A 25,257-nucleotide genomic window follows, 5' to 3' on the forward strand; every position below is an offset into this window, starting at 1 on the left:
TCCGGCAAGCCATTAACAATAGGCAACGGCTATTGGTTGAATTGAACTAATAAATTTAACTTAATTGCTGGCGTGAAATATGATGGCGATGTCTCGTATGCGATCTAAGGAACTAAGCAATGGAAACCAATAACAATGAAATCACGGTTGCCTCACGCCTGGGTATCGGCTTTGGCATCATCCTGGCCATGATGCTGGCGCTGTCGGTGCTGAGCGTATTCAAGGTCAATGCCATCGACAACAGCTTGCAGCACATCAGCGAAGTCAATAACGTCAAGCAGCGCTACGCCATCAACTTCCGTGGCAGCGTGCACGATCGCGCGATTGCGCTGCGCGACGTCACCTTGGTCAGCGATGCGGAAATGGCCAGCGTGACCGCGCTGATCAGCAAGCTGGATGACGACTACCAGCAATCGGCCAAGCCGATGGATGCATTTTTCAGCGACGCCAAGGCCAAAGTCACGCCGGAAGAACGCGAGTGGCTGAACAAGATCAAGCAGAGCGAAGCGCGCGCGACGCCGCTGATCAAGCAAATCATCGCGGCCCGCAACGCCGGCGATACCGAAGCCGCCCGCAAGATGATGCTGGATCAGGCCAAGCCGGCCTTCGTTGAATGGCTGGCCAGTATCAATGGCTTCATCGATCAGGAAGAGAAACTGACCGAGGCGGAATCGGAGCTGGCCCGCCACGGCGCGCATAACTTCCAGGCGCTGGCGCTGATCGCGGTGGCGGTGGCGATCGCCATCGGCGTGCTGGTTGCATGGCGCGTGACCCAATACCTGCTGCGCGCCTTGGGCGCCGAACCGGCCGAGGTGAAGGCGCTGGCAAATGCGGTGGATCGCGGCGAGCTGTATCACGACGTCGAACTGCGCGGCCAGGATAGCAACAGCATCATGGCCGTGCTGCTGAAAATGAGCCGCAACCTGCGTAGCACCGTGACCGAAGTGCAGGAAGCCGCCGTCGCTGTCAGCAGCATCAGCGAACAGATCTCCGAACAAAACCAGCACCTGTCCGGCCGTACCGAGGACCAGGCCAGCTCGCTGGAGGAAACCGCATCGGCGATGGAAGAACTGACTTCCACCGTCAAGCAGAACGCCGACAGCGCCCGCGACGCCAACCGCCTGGCGCAGAACGCGTCGGACATCGCCAGCAAGGGCGGCGAAATCGTCGGTGAAGTGGTGCAGACCATGAATGCGATCGACGAATCATCGCGCAAGATCGAGGAAATCATTGGTGTCATCGACGGCATCGCTTTCCAGACCAATATCCTGGCGCTGAATGCGGCAGTGGAAGCGGCGCGCGCCGGTGAACAGGGACGTGGCTTTGCCGTGGTGGCGACCGAAGTGCGCAACCTGGCGCAACGTAGCTCGACGGCGGCACGCGAAGTGAAATCGCTGATCGATGAATCGGTGGCCAAGATTCACGCCGGTACGCAACTGGTGGAACATGCCGGCACCACCATGCGTGACATCGTTCACAGCGTGAAGCAGGTCAGCGACATGGTTGGCGCGATCACGCTGGCCAGCAATGAGCAAAGCGTGGGCATCGAGGAAGTCAACCGCGCCATCTCGCAGATGGACCAGGTGACCCAGCAGAATGCCGCGCTGGTGGAACACGCCGCCGGCGAGGTGGAAGTGCTGCAGGAGCAGGCCGCGCACCTGAACCACGCAGTCAGCGTGTTCAAGCTCCAGCGTGATGGCTGGCACGCGCAGCCGTCCCGTGCGGCGTCGCCCGCTGCCCGTGCCAACGCTGGCTTGCTGGTCGCGCCTGTGGGAGCATAAGGATGCTGTTGCCGAAGAACTCCGAGGCGGAGCGCCTGGAAGCGCTCCATCAGCTCGGCATCCTGAACACCAATACCAGCGAATACTTCGATGCCATCACCCGACTGACGATGGAGATGTACGGCGTGGCTGGCGCCTACATCTCGCTGCTGGATAGCGACCGGCAGTGGCTCAAGTCCACCGTCGGTTTTTGTCCGCCGAATACGCAGCGCGACCAGACCTTCTGCAATTACACCATCCAGCAATCCGGCGTGCTGGTCATCGAAGACACGCTGCTGGATGAACGGTTTGCCACCAATCCTATGGTGACAGGACCGCAGGCCGTGCGCTTTTACGCCGGCGCACCGCTGATTACCGTTGACGGCTACGCCATCGGCGCGCTGTGCGTGATCGACACCTCGCCGCGCACACTAACCACAGCTGAGAAAGACAAGCTGGCCAGGCTGGCGTCGCTGGTGATGTCGCACATTACGCTGGGCCGCGCGGTGGGCCACGTCGATGCGGTCAGCGGTTTGCCAAACAAATATCAGCTGTTTGAAGACCTGACCACGCGCGCGCGCGAACATGCCGGCGAAAACCGCGTGCTGGCCGACATTGACATGCCGGATGCCGCCAAAGCGTTCGAGATCATCCGCGTGCTCGGCGCTGCGGTCTACGATGAGCTGGTGCGTGAGGTGGGGGCGCGGCTGCTGCGGCTGTTCGAGGGCAGGGCGCAGGTCTACCACCTGACCGACGCGCGCTTCGCCATCCTATCGCGCGACGAAGATACACAAGGCTTCATCGATTATCTGTATAGCCTGAAGGCGGATCTGCAAGCGCCGTTGAACAGTCTGAATATTCCGATGTCGCTGACCAGCTTTGGCGGCATCGTGCAGTTCGATCTGTGCCCCGGTTCGGCCAAGGATGCGCCGCGCAAGGCGGCGGCGGCCATCAACCAGGCACTGGTCAACCAGCAGCGCTGGAGCTGCTACAGCAATGCAGAAGACGAAAAACAGAAACGCGCTTTCCGCCTGTTGAACGATGTACGCCATGCCATCGCCAACGATCAGTTTGAGCTGGTGTACCAGCCCAAGCATGAGCTGACCAATGGCGCCTGCCTGGCCGCCGAAGCGCTGCTGCGCTGGCATCATGCGGAGTTGGGCGCTGTGTCGCCGGCGGAGTTCATCCCGCTGATCGAAAAGACCGCGCTGATCGGGCCTTTGAGCCATTGGGTGATCCGTACCGCCATCAAGCAGATTGGTGCCTGGCACGCGGCGGGCAATCCGATCAAGGTGGCGATCAATCTGTCCGCCTACAATTTCGAAGAGCCGGACATCGTTGAGCGGCTGGCAGCTACCTGCCGTGAATTCAAGGTTGATCCGCGCTACGTTGAAATTGAATGTACCGAAGGCGTCTGGATGGAGAGCCCCATCATCCTGAAGGCGCTGCACGGCATTCGCGACCTGGGCATGAGCCTGGCGCTGGACGACTTTGGCACCGGCTACAGCAACTTCGCCTATCTGCAAAAGGTGCCGGCCACCGTCATCAAGGTGGACCAGTCGCTGATACGCAATGTGCACGCCAACCCGCGCGACCAGCGCATCGTGCGTTCGCTGATCGCCCTGGCGCGCGAACTGGATTACCAGGTGGTGGCGGAGGGCGTGGAAACCGGGGAGTCGCTGGGACTGATACGCGACTGGGGCTGCGACCTGGCGCAGGGCTACCACTTCGCCAAGCCCTTGAACGCGAGCGCCTTCCTCGCGCATGCGATCGAGCACCGCGACAGCCACATCGCCATCGCCGCATAAACCCGGCCCGGATTGCCAATCTGGCATTATAATCCGGGCCATGAAAACCACTCTGCGCCTGATCCCGTTGTTATTGCTGCTGGCCGGATGCCAGTCCCACATGCAGCGCGTTGCCGACTGCAAGGCCGGCGACTGGAGCGCCATCGGCCACAAAGATGGCTTGATGGGCGAACCGGCCAACTACGCCGAGCGCAAGGACTTCTGCGACGACCACGCCGACAAGCCTGCCGTCGCCGATGCCGCCGCGCGCTACAACGCTGGCTGGGCACAGGGGAATTGGGACGCCTGGCATGCTTTGGGCAGCACCGATGGGGTGCAGGGCACGCAAGCGCAGTTCGACAAACACGTCAACAGCGAAGAGCTGCGCAAGCACAAGACACCGTTGAACCGTCCCGCTTACGACGCCGGCTGGGCCGAGGGGAATTCCCGCTATTGGCAGAATCTCGGTCAGCGCGAAGGCACTGCCGGCCAGCCGCTGACACAAAAGAACATCAACCGCGATAACGCTGCGGCCGCGCAGTTGCGTTTCGATGAAGCGGCATACGTCGATGGCTGGCGCGCCGGTAATCGTACCTTCTGGTCAGACGCGGGCTACAGTGATGCGCGGAACGGCACACCGGACGCCGAGTTCCGCAACCGCGCCGCCGCCGCGCGGCGCGCCGGTGTCGACATCCAGGAAGAGGCCTACCGCGCCGCCTGGAACGCGGAGATCGTCAACTACTGGCGCAATCTCGGCACGCAGGACGCCACCAGCGGCAAGGAGTTTGGCAAGCGCGGCCGCGAAGCCAAGGCCAAGGGTCTGAAGATCCACGAAAAGGAATACCGCGAAGCCTGGGAGAACCGCCTCACCGAATATTGGCGCCAGACCGGCGCCGATGACGGCTACGGCCTTCCGTACCAGCTGGAAGAACGCATGGCCAACGCCAGCCGCGCCGGCGTGTTCGTCATCCCGGCCACGCGCGACGCCTACACCAACGCCTGGCGCCAGGAGAATGCGCGCTACTGCACGCCGGAGAATGCCTTTGAACGTGGCCGCACCAATATCGGCATGGCAGTGGAAGTGTGCGCGCCGGCTGCACAGAACCAGTTGAAGCACGCTTATGTCAGCGGCCAGGATTATGAAATCGCAGCAGCAAAACAGCGCGAAGCCATGGCCGATGCAAATGACCTGGCAAACCGCGTGCGCGAAGCACGCGGCCGCCTGGGACGACTGGAACGCGATATGCGCGCCAATCAGGAGGCAAAAGACCGTCCCGTCAACGACGACACGGTCAAGCAGGACCGCCGCCGCGAACAGGAGCGGCGCGAGCTAGTGGATTACTTGCAGCGACTTGAGCGCCAGTTCGATGACGCCCGACGCTGGGTCGACCGTCACGAACAGCAGATGCAGCGACTGCGACGCGAGATCTATTAGAAGCCGACCGTCGCCGATACCGATACGGTGCGCGGCGCGCCCATGATCAGGTAGTTCGAGTTCGGATAGCCGCCGGCGGAAGCCCAGTAGCTCTTGTCGGTGACGTTATCCACGCGTGCGCGGAAGGTGACGTCGCGATCCAGGATGCGGGTGGCGTAGCTGGCGCCCAGGTCCAGGCGGGTCCACGACGACAGCTTCTGCGTGTTGGCGGCATCCGCGTATTGCGACGAGGTGTAAACCGTGCGCGCGTTGATGCTCAGGCCATGCATGCCCGGTACATCCCAGTCAGCGCCCAGGTTTAGCTGCGTATCCGGCACGCCGATGACATCCTTGCCATTGTTGCGGGCATCCTGCACTTCGCGCTGGGTAGCGTCCAGCAGCGTCAGGCCGCCCAGCAGGCGCAGGCCGCGCACCGGCATGCCGTACACGGTCAGCTCCAGGCCCTGGTTGCGCTGTTCGCCGAACACGCCGAAGTGGCCATTCTCGACATAGGCCGCCGGCTGGTTGGTGCGGAACAGCGCGGCAGTCGCGCCCAGCGTGCCGACTTCGTACTTGACGCCGATTTCCTTTTGCCTGGCGACGTAGGGAGCGAAGATCTCGCCGGTGTTGTCGATTTCGGCGCCGGACGCGGTCGGGCCTTGTTGCAGGCCTTCGATGTAATTGGCGTAGAGCGACACGGCTTTCACCGGACGGTAAACGATGCCGGCCATCGGCGTCACCTTGGTTTCGTCGTAGTGCGCGTTGGAGGCGCCGGTGTCGTAGTTATAGCCTTCGGACTTGATCGACTGGTGGCGTGCGCCCACGGTCAGCAGCACTTTATCGTCCAGCATCGACATGGTGTCGGCCAGCGCATAGCTGCTGAAGATGGTCTTGGCGGTGACGCCAGGATTGCTCAACACGCCGCCGGTGAAGAAGGTGGCCGGTGGCGCGGCGACATCCACCGGCTTATAGATGTTGGTGGCGATGCCGCCAAAGGTGCTGAAGGCATAAGCGTTCTTCGATTCCAGCCAGTAGCTGGAGGCGCTGGCGCTGATGGTGTGGCCCACGCTGCCGGTGCGCAGTTTGGTGCGCACGCCGATTTCGCCGGTACGCACATTGTCGTGACGGGTGTTGTCGAAGCGGTAGGCGTTGGCGGTGCCGTCAGCGGCGGTGACGGTTGGCTCGGACAGGACGTTGTTCTCATCGCCGCTGCGGGCGCCGAATGCGGCCCAGGCCACCGTGTCCTTGTTGATGTCCCATTCACCGCGCAGCGTGCCGAAGGTGTCGCGTTCATTCGAGTGGGTCCAGTCCTGCGCCCAGTTACTGGTGCTATCAGGGACCGCAGGCAGCGGAATCGTGCCGCTTGGCGTGACGGCCGGACGCGGCGCGGTCAGCTTGTGGTCCTGGTAGCCCAGGTCGGCGGACAGGCGGAAGCCACGGCCCTGGTAGTCCAGGCCCACCGAGGCGACGCTCAGTTCACGATGTTCCTTATCGACGCCGGTGTCGCCGTCACGGCGCGCGACGTTGACGCGGATGCCGGCGCGGTTCTCCTCACCGAAGCGACGGCCGATGTCGGCAGCGGCGTAACCCTGGCCACCGGTTTCCACGCCCACCGTCACCTGGGTCAGCGGTGCATTGCCGGCGCGCTTGGGCAGCAGGTTGATCGAACCGCCAATGCCGCCGCCACCAGGTGCCGCGCCATTCAGGAAGGAGTTCGCGCCACGGAAAACTTCAACACGCTCCAGCAGTTCCGATGCGACGAACTGGCGCGGCAGCACGCCGTACAAGCCGTTGTAGGCCAGATCGTCGGAGCTGACCGCGAAGCCACGGATCACATACAGTTCCTGGAAGTTGCCGAAGCCACGCGCCACGCGCACCGACGGATCGTTTTGCAGCACGTCCGCCACGCTGCGTGCCTGCTGTTCCTGGATCAGGTCCGCAGTGAAGTTCAGCGAATTGAAAGGCGCGTCCATGATGTCGACATTGCCCAACAGGCCGGCCCGGCCGCCGCGCGCAACCTGGCCACCGGCGAAATTGCGCGACAAGCCGTTGGCCGACGCGTCGGCGGAGGCGTTGATGACCACCGACTGCACCTTGTCATCGGCAGGCGCGGCGTCGGTTTGCGCCTGTGCGCTGGCGGCGGCCGTCAGCATGGCGGCGAAGGCAAGAGGGGAGAGCTTCAGGTCGAAGGTTGGCATGGCATTTTTATTAATTAGATGAGAATAGTTCTCAATTATATTCCTTGCCAAGATTTTTTGCTTTAAATGAGAGTAATTTGCATTATCATTGTAGTCTGGGTACTGAAACTGGATAAAAAATGACACCGAACAACGTCCGCCGCTGGGCATGGGTACACAAGTGGAGCAGCCTGGTTTGCACCGTGTTCATGCTCTTGCTGTGCATCACCGGACTTCCGCTGATTTATCACCACGAAATTGACCATGCGCTGGGCAACGCCATTGAAGCGCCGGAAATGGCCGCCACCACGCCGATGGCCAGCATGGACGACGTCATCGCCGCAGGCAAGGCGCTGTACCCGAGCAAGATTGCCATGTACCTGTCGCAGGAGGCCGACGAGCCAGCGATCTGGTATCTGACCGTGGGCGATAACCCGACCGACGAAAAATTCAAATCCATCGCCGTCGATGCGCGCACCGCCAAGGTGCTGGGCGAGCCTAGCTTTGAAGGCACCTTTCTCGGCGTAATGTTCCACCTGCACGTCGACCTGTACGCCGGCCTGTGGGGTAAGCTGTTCCTCGGCTTTATGGGGCTGCTGCTGGTGATCGCGATCATTTCTGGCGTGGTGCTGTATGCACCGTTCATGCGCAAGCTGGAGTTCGGCGAAGTGCGCCGCGAGCGTGGTCCGCGCGTCAAATGGCTGGACCTGCACAATATGCTCGGCATCGTCACGCTGACCTGGGCGCTCGTGGTGGGCGCCACCGGCATGATCAATACCTGGGCTGACCTGTTGCTGAAATACTGGCAATACACCGAGATGGCTGAAATGGTCGCACCGTACAAAGGCCTGCCGCCGCCAAGCCAGCTTGGCTCGATGCAGAAATCGCTGGATAACGCAGTCGCTGCCGAACCTGGCATGAAGATCGGCTTCGTCGCCTTCCCAGGCACGCCGTTCACCAGCCCTCACCACTATGGCATTTTCATGCGCGGTAACGAGGCATTCAGTTCGCGCCTGTACAAGCCTGTACTGGTCGACGCGCAAACCACTGAGATCACCGACCGCCGCAATCTGCCGTGGTATCTGACCGGCCTGCTGATTTCGCAGCCGCTGCACTTCGGCGACTACGGCGGCGCATGGATGCAGTTCCTGTGGGCGGCGCTGGATGTCATCACCATCTTCGTGTTGGGCAGCGGCCTGTATCTGTGGCTGAAGCGTGGCGCACCCGCACCGGCACGCACCACCGCTGTTCCCGCTGATGCGTCGAGGGACGTAGGCGTGCCAGCGCTGGCAACCGAAGGAGATGCACGATGAGCAGCCCATTCATGCGCATGTGGGGCGCGCCCATCGTGCTGGCCGTGCTGACCATCATTGGCCTGATATCCGCGCTGCTGGGCGACGACGTTTGGGATCATGTTTCAGCCTTTGCGCTAGGCATTCCGGTGCTGCTGTGCGTGTGGTTCGGCTTGCGTCGGAAGAAACAATCGGTTTCTTGATGCAACGCACAAATTTAGGTTGCTTTATTTGACCTGATTGTTATCATTTCCATGCTGTTCTATAGAGGAGATCGCATGGAAAGACCGCACCCGCACTACGATAGATTGATCGCTGCAGCGCGTCATGCCGGCCCGGCTACCGTCGCTGTAGCCCATCCATGTGACCGCAATGCGCTGGAAGGCGCGCTCGACGCGGCGCGCATGGGATTGATCAAGCCGATACTGGTTGGCCCGGTGGATCGCATCCGCCAGGAGGCCGATGCAGCCCGCCTGGACATCTCTGCGCTGCCCATCGTCGATACCGAACACAGTCACGCTTCCGCAGCCCGCGCCGTGCAGCTGGTGCATGAAGGCCAGGCCACCGCGCTGATGAAGGGCAGCCTGCACACCGATGAACTGATGGGCGCCGTGGTGGCCACCGCCACCGGCTTGCGCACCGCGCGTCGCCTGAGCCATTGCTTCGTGATGGACGTGCCGGACCGCGCCGAGCCACTGATTATTACCGATGCCGCCGTCAACATCGTGCCGACGCTGGCGGACAAGGTCGACATCGTGCAGAACGCCATCGACCTGGCGCACATCCTGCGCTTCAATCCGGTCAAGGTCGCCATTCTGGCGGCCGTGGAAACGGTCAGCGCCAAGATGCCATCGACCATCGACGCCGCCGCGCTGTGCAAGATGGCCGATCGCGGCCAGATCACCGGCGCGCTGCTGGATGGCCCGCTGGCCATGGATAACGCCATCGATCCACAGGCCGCCGCCATCAAACACCTGGTGTCACCGGTCGCAGGCCAGGCCAATGTGCTGCTGGCGCCGGATCTGGAAGCCGGCAACATGCTGGCCAAGAGCCTGAGCTTCATGGCCGGCGCCAGTGCTGCCGGCATCGTGCTGGGTGCGCGTGTACCGGTGATCCTTACCAGCCGTGCGGATACTGTACAGGCACGCCTGGCGTCGTGTGCGGTGGCTGTACTGGTCGCGCACAGCAAACTGTCTGGTTCGCGTATTCTGGGGAGCTGAATGCATGCAGGATAACGATAGCGTCATCGTCATCAACGCTGGCTCGTCCAGCATCAAATTCTCGATGTATAGCGGGCCGGCGCTGGATCTGACCATGCGCGGCAAGATCGAAAACCTGTACAGCGGCGTGGCGCGCTTCATCGCCCAGGATGCGCAGGACGGCGTGGTCGGCGAGCGCCACTGGCGTGACGGTCCGCTGGACCATGAAGGCGGCATGCGCTTCCTGATCGATTTCGCCCAGACACATCTGGATGGGCATCGCGTGATCGCTGTCGGCCACCGCATCGTGCACGGCGGCCAGGCGCACAGCGGGCCGCAGCGCCTGGATGCAGCGCTGGTCGACGAGCTGGAAAAACTGGTGCCGCTGGCGCCACTGCATTTGCCGCACAACCTGGCGCCGGTGCGCTCGGTGATGGCGATGGCGCCGCACGTTCCGCAGATCGGCTGCTTCGACACGGCGTTTCATGTCGGCCAGCCGGCGGAGGCGCAGGAGTTTGCGCTGCCGTCCAACATCACCGACCTGGGTGTGCGCCGTTACGGCTTCCACGGCCTGTCATATGAATACATCGCCAGCGTGTTGCCGCAGGCGGAGCCTGGCCTCGGCCACGCCCGCGTCGTGGCGGCGCACCTGGGCAACGGCGCCAGCATGTGCGCGATGGACGCCGGCCGCAGCGTCGCCAGCACCATGGGTTTTACCGCCGTTGATGGCCTGCCGATGGGCACCCGTTGTGGCGCTCTCGATCCAGGCGTCGTGTTGTACCTGATGCAGGAACTGGGCATGGATGTGGCGGCGGTGCAGAAGCTGATGTATCAGCAATCCGGCCTGCTGGGCGTGTCGGGCATTTCTTCAGATATGCGCACGCTGGAACAGAGCGACGATCCGCGCGCAAAGATGGCCATCGACCTGATGGTGTACCGCATCGGCCGTGAACTGGGCTCGCTGGCGGCGGCGCTTGGCGGCATCGATGCGCTGGTGTTTTCCGGCGGGATCGGCGAGAACAGTGTCGCCTTGCGCGCCGCCGTCTGCCGCGACGCCGCCTGGCTGGGCGTGCAGCTGGACGCTGCCGCCAATGCCGCCGCAGCCGGCCGCATCGCCCGCATCAGCAAGGCAGACAGCAAGGTCGCCGTATGGGTGGTGCCGGCCAACGAAGAACTGATGATCGCGCGCCATGCGCTGGACGTGGTGGAGGCGGCATGAACACGGAAACCATCTATCCCATCCTGACCGGCAAGCGCGCGCTGGTGGTTGGCGTGGCCAATGAACATTCGATCGCCTGGGGCTGCGCGCTGGCGTTCCGCAAGCTGGGCGCGGAAGTAGTGCTGACTTACCTGAACGAGAAGGCGCTGCCGCATGTGGCGCCGCTGGCCGCGCAGATTGATGCGCAACTGCTGCCGCTGGACGTCATGCAAGCCGGCCAGCTGGAAGCTGTTTTCACCGCGCTGGCGGAAAAGGGCACGCTGGACATCCTGGTCCATTCCATCGCCTTCGCACCCAAGGCCGACCTGCAAGGCGGCTTGCTCGACTGCTCGCTGGAAGGCTTCCTGCAGGCGATGGATGTGTCCTGCCATTCCTTTGTCCGCATGGCGAAGCTGGCAGCGCCGCTGATGAAGCAGGGCGGCAGCATGTTCGCCATGAGCTATCACGGCGCTGACAAGGTGGTCCCCAACTACAACGTTATGGGGCCGGTGAAGGCGGCGTTAGAGGCGTCTTGCCGTTACCTGGCTTATGAGCTGGGGCCACGCGAGATCCGCGTGCACGCCATTTCGCCAGGTCCACTGCAAACCCGCGCAGCCTCCGGCCTGAAAGACTTCGATCACTTGCTGAGTGAAGCTGTCCAGCGTGCACCGCTGGGAGAACTGGTCGACATCATCGATGTCGGCAACACCTGCGCCTATCTGGCTTCGCCGTACGCCAAACGGCTGACCGGCAGCACCGTCTATGTCGACGGCGGCCTGAATATCATCGCTTGAGAGGAGCGGCACATGCAAGTAATCTTATCCGGCCTGCATGGCGATGCCTGCGAAGTCAGCATCGCCGAAGACCTGGCGCTGTACTTCCATGTGAAGCGCGTCAGCATGATCCGCCAGGGCATGGACGACAATCCCTGGGCGCTGATCGAGGTGGCGGATTCCTATGAACGGGTATGGAACGTGTGCAACCAGCTACGCGGGGTTTTCCATCGCGGTAAAAAGCTGCACCTGTATATCCCGCTGCATCAGGAGGACGTGTTTCACGATATCGCACCACATCACCGCATCAATTTCCGCTAAACGCGACTGGCGAGGAAGCCGTGGATCTGCGACACCACGGCGGCGCCTTCGCCCACCGCCGCCGCCACGCGCTTGGTCGAACGGGCGCGCACATCGCCAATCGCAAACACGCCCGGCACGCTGGTTTCCAGGCTGGCGCGTTCGGTACAAGGTCCGCCCGGCAGGTCGTAACCGGTGAGGATGAAGCCTTTATCGTCCACCTGTACACCGCAATCGCCCAGCCAGCCGGTGTTCGGGTCGGCGCCGATGAACAGGAAGACGCGGCAGATGTCATAGTCTGTCTCCAGCTGCGTGCGGTGATTGCGCACGCGTACCTGCTGCAAGCCGTCCTCGTCGCAGCCTTCCAGCGCGACGATTTCCGATTCCACGTGCAGCTCGATATTCGGCGTGGCTGCAATCCGTTCGATCAGGTAGCTGGACATGGTGGAGCTCAGGCCATCCTTGCGGATCAGCATATGCACCTTGGCCGCATGGCCGGACAGGTAGACCGCCGCCTGACCGGCCGAATTACCGCCGCCGACCAGTATCACTTCCTGGCTGCCGCACAGGCCCGCTTCCAGCGGCGAGGCCCAGTAGTACACGCCTTTGCCCTCGAACTGCTTGAGATTCGCCAGCGAAGGGCGGCGATAGCGCGCACCGCAGGACAGCACCACCGTGCGACCTTGCAGCAGCGTCAGGCTGCCGCACATTTCGACCTGTATCGGATAGGTGTCGCACAACAGCCGTCCTGCCGGCGCCGGGATCGCCATCTTGACGCCAAATTTCTGCGATTGCACGAAGGCGCGGCCGGCCAGCGCACCGCCTGAAATCCCGGTCGGGAAGCCCAGATAATTCTCGATGCGCGCGCTGGCTGCCGCCTGGCCGCCATAGGCGCGCGTCTCCAGCACCAGCACCGACAAGCCTTCCGACGCTGCATATACGGCCGTCGCCAGTCCCGCCGGCCCCGCGCCCACCACGATCACATCCCAAATCTGCTCCGGGCTTAGTTCTGGCAACGTGCCAAGGCAGCGTCCCAAATCCACTGCGCTGGGATTCTTTTTGACGCCACCGTCGGGACACACTGCCAGCGGCCAGTCGTGGGCCTCGGGCTGGAAACGCTCGACCAGCGCGCGTGCCTGCTCGTCGCTGCGCGGGTCCAGCACGCGGTGTGGCAAGCCGTTACTGGACAGCCAGCCCTGCAGCGCGTGCATGCGCGCGTGGCCGGGCGGGGCGACCAGCACCACGCCACCGTCCTTGTTGTCCAGCTGCTCGACGCGGCGCAGGATGAAGGCGCGGACGATGCGTTCACCCAGTTCCGCCTCGGCGATCAGCAGGGCGCGCAGCGATTCAGTGGTCAGCGCCAGCGCTTCGACCTCGCCAACCGCGTCACCGTTAACCAGCGATGGCGCGCCAGCCAGCTGGCTGATTTCCCCGGCAAATTCGCCAACGCCATGTTCAGTGATGATGGAGGTGTTGCCAAGACCATCGTGGCGGCTGATGCGGATGCTACCCTTCAGCACCACGAACAGGCCAAAGCTGCTGTTGCCCGCTTCGTACATCCGTTCGCCATCACGGTAGCAGACCAGGGTGCCAAAGCGCTGAATGCGCTTGATCTCTGCCGGCGTCAGTTTGGGAAGCGCTTGCGCGGTGCGGGTTTTGAAGGTGTCGTAGATGGCCATGGCCATAGTCTAGCGTGGTTTTTTCCTCTTTCGCCAGATTCTAAAGTAAGACTTTCAGCCACTGTTGTTTGTATTCCTGCCAGCCGGACAACGGAAGCGGCGATGCGATTTGCTTCTGGCTTGCCGGCGCGCGTCCCCAATGATGCAGCAGCCATCCGCCGCAGGTTGTGCCGCTGCTGTCATCGGTGCTGCTAACTTGTTGTTGCGGGCGCAGCGCGGCCAGCAGCGGCGCAAACCAGGGATTGCCGGTGAAGCTGCCTTCGACCACGACCTCGCCATCGACACCCAGCGCGGTCAGGCAGTAGTCGCTCATCAGCACACAATACAGCGTGGCGAGCGCGTAGCGTTGGCGGCTGTCGCGTGGTGCTGGTCCCCGGATGTCGCCGGTACGCTGGGCGAACGGACCGGTGGCGCCGGCAAAGCTGGGCAGGGCGAAGGTGCCCTGGCTGATGAGCGCTTGCAGGTCTTCGAGCGTACATGGCGTGGCGTCCGCGCCGGCCAGTTCGCTGAATTCGCGGCCGCCCATGAAGCGCATGCAGGCGACCGCTTGTCCCAGCGCGCTGGTGTTGGCCAGCATGTCGGCTTGTTCGCACAGGCCATCCAGCTGCTTGCCCGGTGCGGCGGCAATGACCCAGGTGCCGGTCGATAGCACGGCGGGTGGGGTGTCGGCGGTCAGGTGGCGCAGCAGCGAGGCGTTGCTATCGTGGATGCCACACAGAATGCGGCAGTCCGCTGGCAAACCGGTCTGCTGCGCGAGTTCAGGCTTGATGTCGCCCAATGCCTCCCACGCCGGCCGTAATGGCGGGAACAGAGCGGTCCAGCCCATGCCTTCCACCAGCAAAGAATACTGCTGGCGCGCCGGCTGCCACAAGTCGGTATGGCAGCCCAGCGAGGTGACTTCGCTGGCGGCGACACCGGACAGCCGCCACGCCCAATACTGCGGATACATCAGAATGTGGCGCGCGCGCTGGAATTCCGCCGGAAACGCGTGCGCCTGCCAGGCCAATTGGCGGCCGAGATTCAAACCGGCTGGCAACTGAGGCGAGCGGGTGTCAGTGTACGCCGGGCGACTGGCGGCGTACTGCGCCACCTGCTCGGCCGGCGGCTCGTATTCATAATCCAGCACTGGCAGCACCAGCCCATCCTGATCCACCAGCGCCGCAGTGGCGCCGTGCGTGACCGGCACGATGGCGCCGATGTACGCCAGCCGCGCATAGGACTGCAAGCCATCGAGCAGCCAGGACCAGATGTGCTCCGTATCGTAGTGTGGGTAAGGACCGCCGCGCACGACCGCGTTGGCCATGCGCCGTTCGGCCACTACCGCGCCGGTATCATCCAGCAGCACCAGCTTGACGTTGGTTTTGCCGATATCCAGAACAATGGTGGCCGTCATTTCTTCCGTGCCCGCAGCAGGCGTGGCAAGGCGATCGTCGCCAGCAGCAGCACGCCGATCACAATCGTCATGTAGATGCCGGGAATATTCGCCATCTGCAGGCCATAGGTGACAGCGCCCAGCGTTAGCACGGCCAGCATGACGCCAGCGATGGTGCCCGCGCCACCGGCAATGCTGACGCCACCGAGGATGACCATGGTGATGACTTCCAGCTCCCAGCCCATGGCGATGTTGGGACGCGTGCTGCCGATACGACCAGTCAGCAGGTAGCCGGCCAGGCCGGCCATGGCGCCGGTCAGCATGAACAGCATCAAGCGGTAGCGGTCGACGTGGATGCCGGAGAAGCGCGCGGCGATCGGGTTATTGCCGATGGCGTAGATGCGCCGCCCCCAGCTGGTGGTGTGCAGCACGCCGGCGAACAATGCGGCAAACACCAGCAGCACGACGAATTCTCGCGGGATGAAATCGAAGAAGTAGCCCTGGCCCCAGTCGGCCATCGCTTGCGGGTAGCCGGTGAAGGCTTTGTCGCCCAGCACCACGCTTGCCAGGCCACGGAACAATGACACAGTGCCGATGGTGACGACGATGGACGGTAATCCAAACTGCGTGACCATGATGCCATTCAGGCAGCCGCACAGCATGCCGGTGGCGATGGCGATCGGCAGCAGCGCTTCCGGCGGCATGCCGTTGGCATGCGCCAGCCCCATGGCCACCGAGGACAGCGCCAGGATGCCGGAGACGGAGATGTCGATTTCGCGGCAGATGATGAGCAGCGCCATCGGCAGGGCGATCAGCGCCTTCTCGCTGAAGTTGAAAGTGCTGTCGGCCAGATTGTACGGATCGAGGAAGTTGGGCAGCAGGATGCCATTGACACCGAGTACACCCAGCAGCAATAGCGCCAGCAGCGCTTCACGGCTGGCCAGCGCGGCGCGCAGCCCGCCTTGCGGCTTGTCGGCGATGACATAGCGTGAGCTGTGGGCTGCGTTGCCGCCGGTAGAAGTGATGGTGCTCATGCCGCGCTCCCTGTTGCTTTGTTCAGATGCAGCGGCAGGATCTGCCGGCCGCCTTGCTTGCCGTTGCGGGCGTTAATCAGCACTGCCGTCAGGATCACCAGGCCGGTCAGGGCGCTCTGCCAGAACGGCGATACTTTTACCACCGGCAGCGCGTTGCCGATCACTGCCAGGAACAAGCCGCCGAGCACCGCGCCAGCCACGCTGCCACTTCCACCGGCGATGCTGATGCCGCCGATGACGCAGGCGGCAATGACGGTAAACTCAAAGCCGTACGCAATCTCGGTATACGCCACGGCGTAACGCGCCACCCATAAGTAGCCGCACAAGCCGGCCATGGCGCCGGCCAGGCCATAGGTCCACAACAGCCGCCGCGCAATCGGAATGCCGACATAACGTGCCGATGAAGGCTCGTTGCCGATGGCGTAGAGGTCACGGCCAAAGCGGCTGTAACGCGCGACATACCAGGCGGCCAGCACCACCAGCGCCGCAATCCACACCAGATGCGTTACGCCGAACAGCTTCGTCAGCGGGAAGGCGATAAAGTCCGCTGGCATCTGATGCGACGATACCCAGGCGCCACCCGACAACACAAATACCATGCCGCGATACACACTCATGGTGCCCAGCGTGACCACGATCGGCGGCAGCTCCAGGTAGCCGATCAGATAGCCATTGATAAGGCCAAGCCCCAGACCGATCGCCACAGCCACCAGTACCACGATGAACAGCGGCAGGGCAGGGAAGCGCGACGCCAGCAGCGCCGACATCATCCCGGCCAGCGCCAGGCTGGACGCCATCGACAAATCCACGCCGCGTGTGACAATCACCAGCATTTGCGCCAGCGCCAGCATGACCAACAGCGTACTGTCGGTCAGCAGATTGGACAGGCTGCCCGGCGTGACAAACACCGGTGCTCGCGCGCCGACCAGTGCGATCAGCGCGACGATGCACAAGGCTAGTTGGGTTTCCCGCATCTTCAGCATCATGCGCATTCCTCCTGCGGCAGTTCGCTGCCTGACGCCGCAGCCACGATCACTTCCGCCGTGGCCTCGCCGCGCGCGTAGACATTTTCGATACGGCCCTGATGCATCACGACGATGCGGTCCGCAAGGCCCATCACTTCGGGCAGCTCGGATGAAACCAGTATCACCGACAAGCCCTTGGCCACCAGTTCGCTGATGAAGCGGTGCACTGCGGCCTTGGAGCCGATATCGATGCCCTTGGTCGGCTCATCAAGGATGATCACTTTCGGATCGGTCGCCAGCCACTTGCCCAGCACGACTTTCTGCTGGTTGCCACCGGAAAGCTCGGAGACATTCTGCGTCAGGTGCGCTGCTTTCAATTCCAGCTGCTCCGCATAGTGGCGCGCAATCTTGTTCTCCTGCGCGCGATGGCCACGCAGGAAGAAACCAACCCGCGACAAAATCGGCAGCGTGATGTTGTGCAGAATCGGCAGCGTCAGATGCGCGCCCTGGTGCTGGCGGTCTTCCGGCACATAGGCAATGCCATGTGCGATGGCGCTGGCCGGGGAGGTGATGCGCACCTCCTTGCCATGAATGACCACCTTGCCGTTGGCGCCAGGCGTCAGGCCAAACAGTGCTTGCATGACTTCCGAGCGGCCGGCGCCGACCAGGCCATAAAAGCCCAGTATCTCGCCTTGCCGCAGCTTGAAGCTGACATTGTCGAATTCCGTCGGGTGGGAGAAAGCGCTCACTTCGAGCACCACATCGCCCGGTGTGACGGCCGCTTTGGGATAAGCCTCCTTGACCGAACGGCCCACCATCAGCGACACCAGTTCTGGCTCGGTGATATCGGCCAGCGCGCCGTCGGCGATGAACTGGCCATCGCGCAGCACCGTGTAGCTGTCGGCCACGGCGAAGATCTCGTCGAATTTATGCGAGATGAAGATGACCGCCGTGCCAGCGTCGCGCAACTGGCGAATGATGCGGTACAGTTCCTGGATTTCGCGCTGCGACAGCGAAGCCGTCGGCTCGTCCAGAATCACGACGCGCGCATCCTGTGACAACGCACGGGCGATTTCAACGAAATGGCGTTGCGCCACGCTTAAATCCTTGACGCGGGCGCGCACCGGCAGCGCCACTTCCAGCCGCTCGAACAGCTTTTCGGCTTCCGCCTCAATGCGCTTCCAGTCAACGCGGCCACCACGGCACGGCTGGCGGCCGACGTAGATATTTTCAGCCACCGTCAATTCGTCGAACATCACGGTTTCCTGGTGTACGGCCGTGATCCCGGCCTGCATGGCGTCCTGCGCGGTGGCGAAGGCAAGGCGCTCGCCGCCCAGCGTAATGCTGCCTTCATCCGGCTGATAAATGCCGGTCAGCGTCTTGACCAGCGTTGATTTGCCGGCGCCGTTCTCGCCAATCAGCGCCATCACTTCGCCGGCGCGTACCGTCAGCGAGACTTGATTAAGCGCGACAATGCCTGCAAATCGCTTGCAGATCCCGGTCAGTTGCAGCACCGGGCTTGTGTTCGTATTCATAAGAAGCCCGGTTCAGAAGATCTTGGAGAATTTGTCGACGTTACCCTTGTTATAGGTGAACGGTGGTGCCATCGCACCTTCGCCATTGGCGTCGATGGCGATATTGCCCATGCGGCCGGCGTTGATGCTGCCGCCGGGGCGCGCGGTAGGCTGATTCTTCACGAAGTCATACGCCGCATAGGTTGCCGCGTAGCCCAGGTCAATCGGATTCCAGATGGCGAACTCGCGCACCGCGCCGCTCTTGACGTGGCCGGCCATCTCGGACGGCAGCCCCAGGCCGGTGACGAATACCTTGCCCACCAGGTGCTCATCCACCACCGCCTTGCTGGCGGCGTTGATGCCCACGGTCGTCGGCGCAATGATCGCCTTCAAGTTCGGATAGCTGCGCAGCAGGCCAATCGCCTCGCGGTAGCTCTTGTCCGACTGGTCGTCGCCATAAGTCACCGTCACCAGTTTCATCTTGCTGAACTCCGGCTGTTCCAGCACCTTCTTCATCACGCCGATCCAGATATTCTGGTTGGTGGCCTGCGCCGATGCGGACAGAATGGCGATCTCGCCCTGGCCGCCGATGGCGTCGGATGCCATCTGGATCTGCTTCAAGCCGATCAGCTCCGCGTTGGATGGATTCAGCTGCATCAGCCGGCCTTCCTTGGCCAGGCCGCTGTCGAATGACACCACCTTGATGCCACGTGCCATGGCCTTCTTGGCGATCGGCACCAGCGCGTTCGGGTCGTTGGCCGAGATGACGATGGCGTTGACCTTCTGGCTGATCAGCGAGTTGATGATCTCGATCTGGCCTTCCGCGCTTGGCGTGGTGGGACCGGTGTAGATGATCTCGACGTTTTTCAGCTCCTTGGCGGCATCCTCGGCGCCGGTGTGCGCGGCGTCAAAGAAGCCATTGCCGAGGTTTTTCACCACCATGGCGATGCGGATCTTGTCAGGCGCCTGTTCCTTGCAGCCGGCGATGGCCGCAAGCAGGCCGGCGGCAACGGCCGCCAATACGATCTTCCTGAGTTTCAATGGGCAGCCTCCGGATGGTACATCCCCAGCGCGGCTTCATAGCCGTAAGGTGCATTGAATACCGATGGCGTCATCTGCTTCGGCATCGCTTCCGGTCCCACGGTGACCACGCGCACGCCCGATTGCTCCAATAGCTGGACGGCGGAATCGGAGGCGTCGGTGTCGGTGATGACCGTCGATACGCGATTCAATCCGCACAGGATCAGGCCCGCTTTCTTCGAGAACTTGGAGCTGTCGGCCAGCACGATCAGTTCCTCGGCCTGCGAGATCAGCCGCTTCTCTGCCTGGATCAGCAGCGGGTCGGCCTCCATCAGGCCAAGCAGCGACAGGCCGTAGACGCTCATGAACATCTTGGCGGCGTAGTGGTGCTGGGTGATGTCGTTGTCGAAAGGGCTGAGGATGACGTTCTGTTCGCGGTACACCTTGCCGCCGGGGACGATGATCTCGTTCTCGCTGGAGACCAGCAGACGCTCGGCCATCAGGAAGGAATTGGTGAGGATCTTGAGGTGATGGTCGGTCAGGAACTCGGCCATCATGAAGGTGGTGGTACCGCCATTGATGATGATGGTCTCGCCATCGTTGCACATGCCGGCCGCGTAGCGGGCGATGGCGCGTTTGTGCTCGGCGCGGCACTGGATATTGTTCTGGAAGGTCTCGCTGGTGAGGGTGAAGCCGCGCTTTTTCTGCTCAAGATTAGCGGCTCCGCCGCGCGTCCGGGTGAGCAGGCTGCGGGCAGCCAACCAGCTGATGTCACGCCGCACCGTGGCCGGCGAGGCATTCAGCCAGTCGACCAGTTGCGGCACGCTGGCCGTATTATGTTCGGCAAGCAGCTTCAGCAAACGCTTGCGACGCTTGTGATTTACCATTTCAGTCTCCTTTTATATCGGTCTACTACCGTCATTTACTGCGGTGTGCCTGTTTGTTAACGTTAAAGGCTAAACACTTCTAAATCGCACGTCAATCATCTCGCGATCAAATAATTGATTGTTTTCTGGTCGTTGCGGTTTTTGATCGTAATCCGATCATCGATATGATTATTTGGTTCTTAGTCATCATGTTGATTGCTTCCGCATTGACACTCACTTCCTGCTGATTTCTACTGGTCGACGTAAAAACACAATACGGAGACCAGCAATGAAAGAATCACCGATCACTTCCTTATGGGACGACGCAGCCGCTGCCAGCATGACGGAGCCTGAGCTGCTGCTGTACCGTTCCAATCTGCTTGGATCGGACCTGCGTATCACCAATTTCGGCGGCGGCAATACCTCCGCCAAGGTGATGATGGCTGATCCGTTGAGCGGTGAGCAGGTGGAAGTGCTGTGGGTGAAGGGTTCCGGCGGCGACCTGGGCAGCATCAAGATCGACGGTTTTTCGACGCTGTACATGGACAAGCTGCAGGCGCTGAAAGCCCGTTATCGCGGCCTGGCGCATGAAGACGAGATGGTGGCGTATCTGCCACACTGCACCTTCAACCTGAATCCGCGCGCCGCCAGCATCGACACGCCGCTGCATGCCTACATCGCGCGCAAGCACGTCGACCACATGCATCCGGATTCAGTGATCGCGATTGCCGCCTGCGCCAGCAGTCAGGCACTGACCGAGAAGATTTTTGAAGGCGAACTGGGATGGCTGCCATGGCAGCGTCCCGGCTATGATCTGGGCCTGAAGCTGGAGGTGCTGTCGCAATCGCAGCCGCAGCTGAAGGGTATTATCCTCGAAGGCCACGGCCTGTTCACCTGGGGCGACACCGCCAAGTCCTGCTACGAAACCACGCTGGCCATCATCAAGCGCGCCGAGGAATGGCTGTCGGCCAATGTCCAGCAGCCGGTGTTCGGCGGCCAGGCTAGCCAGCCGCTGCCGGCGGCGGAACGCGCCGCGCTGGCGGCGAAGCTGATGCCGCTGCTGCGCGGGAAAATCAGCCAGGATGAGTACAAGCTCGGTCACTTCGACGACAGCGATGCGGTGTTGGAATTCGTTTGCAGCCGCGATCTCGCGCCATTGGCGGCGCTGGGCACGTCGTGCCCGGACCACTTCCTGCGCACCAAAATCCGCCCATTCGTGATCGATTATCAGCAGGATTTCGATCAACTGGTTTCGGGTCTGGATGACGCGCTGGCCCAATACCGCGCGGACTACGTGGCCTACCACGAGCGCTGCAAGCACGCCAACAGCCCGGCGGTGCGCGACGCCAATCCGATCATCTACCTGATACCCGGCGTCGGCATGCTGTCCTTCGCCAAGGACAAGGCCACCGCGCGCATCGCCGGCGAGTTCTATATCAACGCGATCAACGTGATGCGCGGCGCGAATGGCGTCGACAAATACGTCGGCCTGCCGGAGCAGGAAGCCTTCGACATCGAATACTGGCTGCTGGAAGAAGCCAAGCTACAGCGCATGCCGAAGCCGAAATCGCTGGCCGGGCGTATCGCCCTGGTCACCGGCGGTGCCGGTGGTATCGGCCAGGCGGTGGCAAGGCAGCTGCTGCAAGAGGGCGCCTGCGTGCTGCTGACCGATATCGACAGCGAAGCGCTGGCCGAGGCGCACAAGGCGCTGGCCAAGGTGGCCGGCAAGGACAACGTTGCCAGCGTGGTGGCCAACATCACCAGCGAGGAGGCGGTGGACGACATCCTGACGGCGTCGGCACTGAAGTTCGGCGGCGTTGACCTGCTGATCTCCAACGCCGGCATCGCCTCGTCGGCGCCGCTGGAAGACACCACGCTGGAGGTCTGGCAGCGTAACCAGGACATTCTGGTGAAAGGCTACTTCCTCGCCAGCCGCGCTGCTTTCCGCATCATGAAGCAGCAAAAGCTGGGTGGTTCCATGGTCTTCGTCGCCAGCAAAAACGGCCTGGTGGCGTCGGCCGGCGCATCGGCCTACTGCACCGCCAAGGCGGCAGAGATCCACCTGGCGCGCTGCATCGCGCTGGAAGGTGCGCCGCACGGCATCCGCGTCAACGTGGTCAATCCGGATGCGGTGATACGCGGCTCGCGCATCTGGGACGGCAAATGGAAGCAGGAACGCGCGCAGTCGAATAAAATCGAAGCTGACGACGTCGAAGAATTTTACCGCCAGCGCAGCATGCTGAAACTGAGCGTGCTGCCCGAAGATATCGCCGAGGCGGTGTACTTCCTGGCCAGCGACAAGGCAGCCAAGAGCACTGGTAATATCCTCAACGTCGACGCCGGCAATGCCGGAGCATTTACACGATAAGAACAAGGGGACAATGTGAGCACTATCATCGACAGCGGCCGTGTGGCCGAGCATAACGCACAGCTGCGCGCCGGCCTGGACGCGGATTACGAGGCGCTGGGCGGCATGCTGGCCCGGCGTGGCGTGGATATCGAGCGCATGACGGCGTTGGCGCAAACCTTTGCCGTGGCCTTGCCCAGCTGGGGCGTCGGCACTGGCGGCACGCGCTTTGCGCGCTTTCCTGGCCGTGGCGAACCGCGCAACGTGTTTGAAAAACTCGACGATTGCGCGGCGATCCACCAGCTGACCCGCGCCACGCCTGGCGTATCGCTGCACTTCCCATGGGATAAGACGACGGACCCGGCGGCGCTGCGCCAGCAGGCCGAGCACCATGGCCTGTATTTCGACGCGGTCAATTCGAATACCTTCCAGGATCAGGCGGGCCAGGAACACAGCTATAAATATGGCAGCCTGACGGCCAATAACGCCGCCACCCGCGCGCAAGCGGTGGCGCACAACATCGAATGCATAGCGCTGGGCAAAGCGCTTGGTTCAAGGGCGCTGACGGTATGGGTAGGCGACGGCGCCAATTTCCCCGGCCAGCACAATCTGCGCGGCGCGCTGGAGCGCTACCTGGACAGCATGCGCGAAATCTACGCCGCGCTGCCGGCCGACTGGCTGGTGTTCATCGAGCACAAATTGTTTGAGCCGGCATTCTACGCCACCACCATCGCCGACTGGGGCACCAGCTTTGCCTGCGCGCAGACGCTGGGCGACAAGGCGCGCTGCCTGGTCGACCTGGGCCATCACGCGCCCAACACCAATATCGAAATGATCGTTGCGCGGCTGGCGCAGTTTGGCAAGCTGGGTGGCTTCCACTTCAATGACAGCAAGTACGGCGATGACGACCTGGATTCCGGCAGCATCAATCCCTTCCAGCTTTTCCTGGTGTTTAACGAGCTGGCCGATGCGGCGGAGCGCGAGGGCGCGGCCTTCAAGCCGGCCTATATGCTGGACCAGTCGCACAACGTCACCGATCCGATTGAAAGCCTGATGAGCAGCGCGGTTGAGGTGCAGCGCGCTTTCGTGCAATCGCAACTGGTCGACCGGGCTGCGTTGCGCCAGCATCAGGAGGCCAACGACGCGCTGGCATCGGCGCAGGCGCTCAAACACGCCTATCGCACCGATGTCAGCGCCATCCTGGCGATGGCCCGGCTGCGCGCGGGCGGCGCCGTCGATCCGGTGGCGTGCTATCGCGCCAGCGGCTATCGCACCCAGGTGGCGGAAGCCCGTCCAGCCAAGGCGGGCGTCAGCGGCAGCGGCATCGTATGAGTGCCGATATCCGCGCCTTCCGCATGCAGCTCAAGCCGGGCATGGTGGCCGAGTACAAGCGCCGCCACGATGAGCTGTGGCCAGAGCTGGGCCAGGCGCTTAGCGACGCAGGCATCTACGATTACTCGATCTTCCTGGATGAGGAAACGCTGTCGCTGTTTGCCGTGCTGAAGCTGTCGCCGGACCACAAGATCGATCAACTGCCGTCCAGGCCCATCATGCAGCGCTGGTGGGACAGCATGGCCGAGCTGATGCTGGTGGAGCCGGGCAACCGGCCCCGCGAATGGCCGCTACAGCAGGTGTTTCACTTCGCTTGAGCCGATTGAGCCGCCGGCGCAGCCAGCAAGCCGCGGTCGCGCAGCCATTCCTCGGCGCGGCGCGGCCACAGCGACGAAGTGCCGAGGCCTTCGCGCATGCCCATGCCATGGCCGCCATGTTCAAACAGGTACATCTCGGCCGGCACCTTGGCCTTGGTCAGCGCCTGGTAAAACAGGATGCTGTTCTCCACCGGCACGGCCGTATCTTCCTGTGTATGGATCAGCAGCGTTGGCGGCGTGGCTGGCGTCACCTGCTTTTCCAGCGACATCAGCGCCAGCTTGTCGGCCGACGGCGTGGCGCCCAGCAGCGACTTGCGCGAACCGGCGTGTGCGGCCGGGTCCTGCATGGTAATCACCGGGTACATCAGCATCAGGAAGTCCGGCCGGGCGCTGACACTGTCCAGCGGCGCGCCTGTACGGCCCAGCGGGCTGTCGAAAAGTGTACCGGCGCTGGCCGCGAGGTGGCCGCCGGCGGAGCTGCCCATGACGCCGATGCGGTCCGGGCGAATGCCGAATTCCGCCGCCCGCGAGCGCAAGGTGCGCACCGCGCGCAGCACGTCCTGCAACGGCGCTGGATGTCCATATTCCTGCATGCGATACTTCAGCACAAAGGCGGTGACGCCCAGCGTGCCCAGCCAGTTGGCGTACTGGTCGCCTTCGCGCGCGGTGGCCATGCGCACGTAGCCGCCGCCGGGGCAGATGATGACCGCCGTGCCGTTGGGATGATCGACCGCCGGCGCCACCATGGTCAGCGTGGCTTCGCTGACGTTGGAGGTGTAGCCGTTGCCGACTTTCTCGGGACCGATTTCGCGCTTGCCCGGTACGCCTTCGGGCCACAGCGGGATGACGTTGTTGGTGGCCGAAGCCAGTCCGGCGCCGCCGAGCATCAATACAAGAAGCAGTTTTTTCAT

General features: G+C 62.7%; 21 protein-coding genes. 12 read left to right on the plus strand and 9 right to left on the minus strand.

Features of this window, described 5'->3' with window-relative positions; all coding sequences use genetic code 11:
• Positions 1-119 precede the first annotated feature (119 nt).
• Genes BLS51_RS21220 through BLS51_RS21230 form a run of 3 tightly spaced genes read left to right on the plus strand, consistent with a single transcriptional unit; the run spans position 120 to position 4,982 of the window.
• On the plus strand, positions 120-1,781 hold the full coding sequence (locus BLS51_RS21220) for a methyl-accepting chemotaxis protein (protein ID WP_090188084.1): 1,662 nt from the start codon (positions 120-122) through the stop codon (positions 1,779-1,781).
• A 2-nt stretch (positions 1,782-1,783) separates the two neighbouring features.
• Positions 1,784-3,568, plus strand: a complete 1,785-nt coding sequence (locus BLS51_RS21225) for a sensor domain-containing phosphodiesterase (protein WP_090188089.1) — start codon at positions 1,784-1,786, stop codon at positions 3,566-3,568.
• Between the two features lie 40 nt (positions 3,569-3,608).
• Positions 3,609-4,982, plus strand: a complete 1,374-nt coding sequence (locus tag BLS51_RS21230) for a DUF2799 domain-containing protein (RefSeq protein ID WP_090188093.1) — start codon at positions 3,609-3,611, stop codon at positions 4,980-4,982.
• On the opposite strand, the gene BLS51_RS21235 is transcribed toward BLS51_RS21230, so the two are convergent.
• Entirely contained in the window at positions 4,979-7,159 is a 2,181-nt protein-coding gene (locus BLS51_RS21235; RefSeq protein WP_090188097.1) for a TonB-dependent receptor, read from the minus strand. The two genes, BLS51_RS21230 and BLS51_RS21235, sit on opposite strands and share 4 nt — an antisense overlap.
• A 119-nt stretch (positions 7,160-7,278) precedes the next feature.
• Here BLS51_RS21235 and BLS51_RS21240 point away from each other — a divergent pair, with 119 nt between their 5' ends.
• From BLS51_RS21240 to BLS51_RS21265, 6 genes are all read left to right on the plus strand, one after another.
• Positions 7,279-8,451 carry a PepSY-associated TM helix domain-containing protein gene (locus BLS51_RS21240; RefSeq protein ID WP_090188102.1) on the plus strand — a complete coding sequence of 391 codons (1,173 nt, stop codon included), beginning with the start codon at positions 7,279-7,281 and terminating at the stop codon, positions 8,449-8,451.
• Positions 8,448-8,633, plus strand: a complete 186-nt coding sequence (locus BLS51_RS21245; RefSeq protein WP_090188105.1) for a hypothetical protein — start codon at positions 8,448-8,450, stop codon at positions 8,631-8,633. The genes BLS51_RS21240 and BLS51_RS21245 overlap by 4 nt, the downstream gene beginning before the upstream one ends.
• Positions 8,634-8,708: 75 nt before the next feature.
• A complete protein-coding gene (locus tag BLS51_RS21250) occupies positions 8,709-9,650 on the plus strand; it encodes a phosphate acetyltransferase (protein WP_090188110.1) in 942 nt (313 codons plus the stop codon).
• A gap of 4 nt (positions 9,651-9,654) precedes the next feature.
• A complete protein-coding gene (locus BLS51_RS21255; RefSeq protein WP_090188114.1) occupies positions 9,655-10,848 on the plus strand; it encodes an acetate/propionate family kinase in 1,194 nt (397 codons plus the stop codon).
• Positions 10,845-11,621, plus strand: a complete 777-nt coding sequence (gene fabI / locus BLS51_RS21260) for an enoyl-ACP reductase FabI (RefSeq protein WP_090188118.1) — start codon at positions 10,845-10,847, stop codon at positions 11,619-11,621. Before BLS51_RS21255 ends, fabI begins: the two co-directional genes overlap by 4 nt.
• Before the next feature lie 12 nt (positions 11,622-11,633).
• Positions 11,634-11,921 (plus strand): hypothetical protein, encoded by a 288-nt coding sequence (locus tag BLS51_RS21265; protein WP_090188121.1) that lies wholly within the window; start codon positions 11,634-11,636, stop codon positions 11,919-11,921.
• On the opposite strand, the gene BLS51_RS21270 is transcribed toward BLS51_RS21265, so the two are convergent.
• Genes BLS51_RS21270 through BLS51_RS21300 form a run of 7 tightly spaced genes read right to left on the minus strand, consistent with a single transcriptional unit; the run spans position 11,918 to position 20,371 of the window.
• Positions 11,918-13,579 (minus strand): FAD-dependent oxidoreductase, encoded by a 1,662-nt coding sequence (locus BLS51_RS21270; protein WP_090188491.1) that lies wholly within the window; start codon positions 13,577-13,579, stop codon positions 11,918-11,920. The two genes, BLS51_RS21265 and BLS51_RS21270, sit on opposite strands and share 4 nt — an antisense overlap.
• Before the next feature lie 40 nt (positions 13,580-13,619).
• Positions 13,620-14,972 (minus strand): FGGY-family carbohydrate kinase, encoded by a 1,353-nt coding sequence (locus BLS51_RS21275; protein ID WP_090188124.1) that lies wholly within the window; start codon positions 14,970-14,972, stop codon positions 13,620-13,622.
• Positions 14,969-15,985 carry an ABC transporter permease gene (locus tag BLS51_RS21280; RefSeq protein ID WP_090188128.1) on the minus strand — a complete coding sequence of 339 codons (1,017 nt, stop codon included), beginning with the start codon at positions 15,983-15,985 and terminating at the stop codon, positions 14,969-14,971. The genes BLS51_RS21275 and BLS51_RS21280 overlap by 4 nt, the downstream gene beginning before the upstream one ends.
• Entirely contained in the window at positions 15,982-16,971 is a 990-nt protein-coding gene (locus tag BLS51_RS21285) for an ABC transporter permease (RefSeq protein WP_307188161.1), read from the minus strand. The genes BLS51_RS21280 and BLS51_RS21285 overlap by 4 nt, the downstream gene beginning before the upstream one ends.
• On the minus strand, positions 16,968-18,485 hold the full coding sequence (locus tag BLS51_RS21290) for a sugar ABC transporter ATP-binding protein (RefSeq protein WP_090188136.1): 1,518 nt from the start codon (positions 18,483-18,485) through the stop codon (positions 16,968-16,970). The genes BLS51_RS21285 and BLS51_RS21290 overlap by 4 nt, the downstream gene beginning before the upstream one ends.
• Positions 18,486-18,497: 12 nt before the next feature.
• Positions 18,498-19,505 (minus strand): rhamnose ABC transporter substrate-binding protein, encoded by a 1,008-nt coding sequence (gene rhaS / locus BLS51_RS21295; RefSeq protein ID WP_090188140.1) that lies wholly within the window; start codon positions 19,503-19,505, stop codon positions 18,498-18,500.
• The gene (locus tag BLS51_RS21300; RefSeq protein ID WP_090188145.1) at positions 19,502-20,371 is read right to left on the minus strand and encodes a DeoR/GlpR family DNA-binding transcription regulator; all 870 of its coding nucleotides are present in this window, start codon (positions 20,369-20,371) and stop codon (positions 19,502-19,504) included. The genes rhaS and BLS51_RS21300 overlap by 4 nt, the downstream gene beginning before the upstream one ends.
• Positions 20,372-20,639: 268 nt before the next feature.
• Between BLS51_RS21300 and BLS51_RS21305 the strand changes: the two genes are divergently transcribed.
• Genes BLS51_RS21305 through BLS51_RS21315 form a run of 3 tightly spaced genes read left to right on the plus strand, consistent with a single transcriptional unit; the run spans position 20,640 to position 24,346 of the window.
• A complete protein-coding gene (locus BLS51_RS21305) occupies positions 20,640-22,718 on the plus strand; it encodes a bifunctional rhamnulose-1-phosphate aldolase/short-chain dehydrogenase (protein WP_090188149.1) in 2,079 nt (692 codons plus the stop codon).
• 15 nt (positions 22,719-22,733) lie between these two features.
• A complete protein-coding gene (rhaI, locus tag BLS51_RS21310; RefSeq protein WP_090188152.1) occupies positions 22,734-24,029 on the plus strand; it encodes an L-rhamnose catabolism isomerase in 1,296 nt (431 codons plus the stop codon).
• Positions 24,026-24,346, plus strand: coding sequence for an L-rhamnose mutarotase (locus BLS51_RS21315; RefSeq protein WP_090188155.1), 321 nt, complete (start codon positions 24,026-24,028; stop codon positions 24,344-24,346). Before rhaI ends, BLS51_RS21315 begins: the two co-directional genes overlap by 4 nt.
• Here BLS51_RS21315 and BLS51_RS21320 read toward each other — a convergent pair.
• Positions 24,334-25,257, minus strand: a complete 924-nt coding sequence (locus BLS51_RS21320) for an alpha/beta hydrolase (RefSeq protein WP_090188159.1) — start codon at positions 25,255-25,257, stop codon at positions 24,334-24,336. The genes BLS51_RS21315 and BLS51_RS21320 overlap by 13 nt on opposite strands.

Origin of the sequence: Duganella sp. OV510, from assembly GCF_900100205.1 — a bacterium.
In the GTDB taxonomy this organism is placed as follows: domain Bacteria; phylum Pseudomonadota; class Gammaproteobacteria; order Burkholderiales; family Burkholderiaceae_D; genus Rugamonas.

Bases quoted from the DNA above. Each gene is read 5' to 3' on its own strand.
- BLS51_RS21220 (WP_090188084.1), top strand. From the start codon at position 120: ATGGAAACCAATAACAATGAAATCACGGTTGCCTCACGCCTGGGTATC.
- BLS51_RS21225 (WP_090188089.1), top strand. From the start codon at position 1,784: ATGCTGTTGCCGAAGAACTCCGAGGCGGAGCGCCTGGAAGCGCTCCAT.
- BLS51_RS21230 (WP_090188093.1), top strand. From the start codon at position 3,609: ATGAAAACCACTCTGCGCCTGATCCCGTTGTTATTGCTGCTGGCCGGA.
- BLS51_RS21235 (WP_090188097.1), bottom strand. From the start codon at position 7,159: ATGCCAACCTTCGACCTGAAGCTCTCCCCTCTTGCCTTCGCCGCCATG.
- BLS51_RS21240 (WP_090188102.1), top strand. From the start codon at position 7,279: ATGACACCGAACAACGTCCGCCGCTGGGCATGGGTACACAAGTGGAGC.
- BLS51_RS21245 (WP_090188105.1), top strand. From the start codon at position 8,448: ATGAGCAGCCCATTCATGCGCATGTGGGGCGCGCCCATCGTGCTGGCC.
- BLS51_RS21250 (WP_090188110.1), top strand. From the start codon at position 8,709: ATGGAAAGACCGCACCCGCACTACGATAGATTGATCGCTGCAGCGCGT.
- BLS51_RS21255 (WP_090188114.1), top strand. From the start codon at position 9,655: ATGCAGGATAACGATAGCGTCATCGTCATCAACGCTGGCTCGTCCAGC.
- fabI (WP_090188118.1), top strand. From the start codon at position 10,845: ATGAACACGGAAACCATCTATCCCATCCTGACCGGCAAGCGCGCGCTG.
- BLS51_RS21265 (WP_090188121.1), top strand. From the start codon at position 11,634: ATGCAAGTAATCTTATCCGGCCTGCATGGCGATGCCTGCGAAGTCAGC.
- BLS51_RS21270 (WP_090188491.1), bottom strand. From the start codon at position 13,579: ATGGCCATCTACGACACCTTCAAAACCCGCACCGCGCAAGCGCTTCCC.
- BLS51_RS21275 (WP_090188124.1), bottom strand. From the start codon at position 14,972: ATGACGGCCACCATTGTTCTGGATATCGGCAAAACCAACGTCAAGCTG.
- BLS51_RS21280 (WP_090188128.1), bottom strand. From the start codon at position 15,985: ATGAGCACCATCACTTCTACCGGCGGCAACGCAGCCCACAGCTCACGC.
- BLS51_RS21285 (WP_307188161.1), bottom strand. From the start codon at position 16,971: ATGATGCTGAAGATGCGGGAAACCCAACTAGCCTTGTGCATCGTCGCG.
- BLS51_RS21290 (WP_090188136.1), bottom strand. From the start codon at position 18,485: ATGAATACGAACACAAGCCCGGTGCTGCAACTGACCGGGATCTGCAAG.
- BLS51_RS21300 (WP_090188145.1), bottom strand. From the start codon at position 20,371: ATGGTAAATCACAAGCGTCGCAAGCGTTTGCTGAAGCTGCTTGCCGAA.
- BLS51_RS21305 (WP_090188149.1), top strand. From the start codon at position 20,640: ATGAAAGAATCACCGATCACTTCCTTATGGGACGACGCAGCCGCTGCC.
- BLS51_RS21315 (WP_090188155.1), top strand. From the start codon at position 24,026: ATGAGTGCCGATATCCGCGCCTTCCGCATGCAGCTCAAGCCGGGCATG.
- BLS51_RS21320 (WP_090188159.1), bottom strand. From the start codon at position 25,257: ATGAAAAAACTGCTTCTTGTATTGATGCTCGGCGGCGCCGGACTGGCT.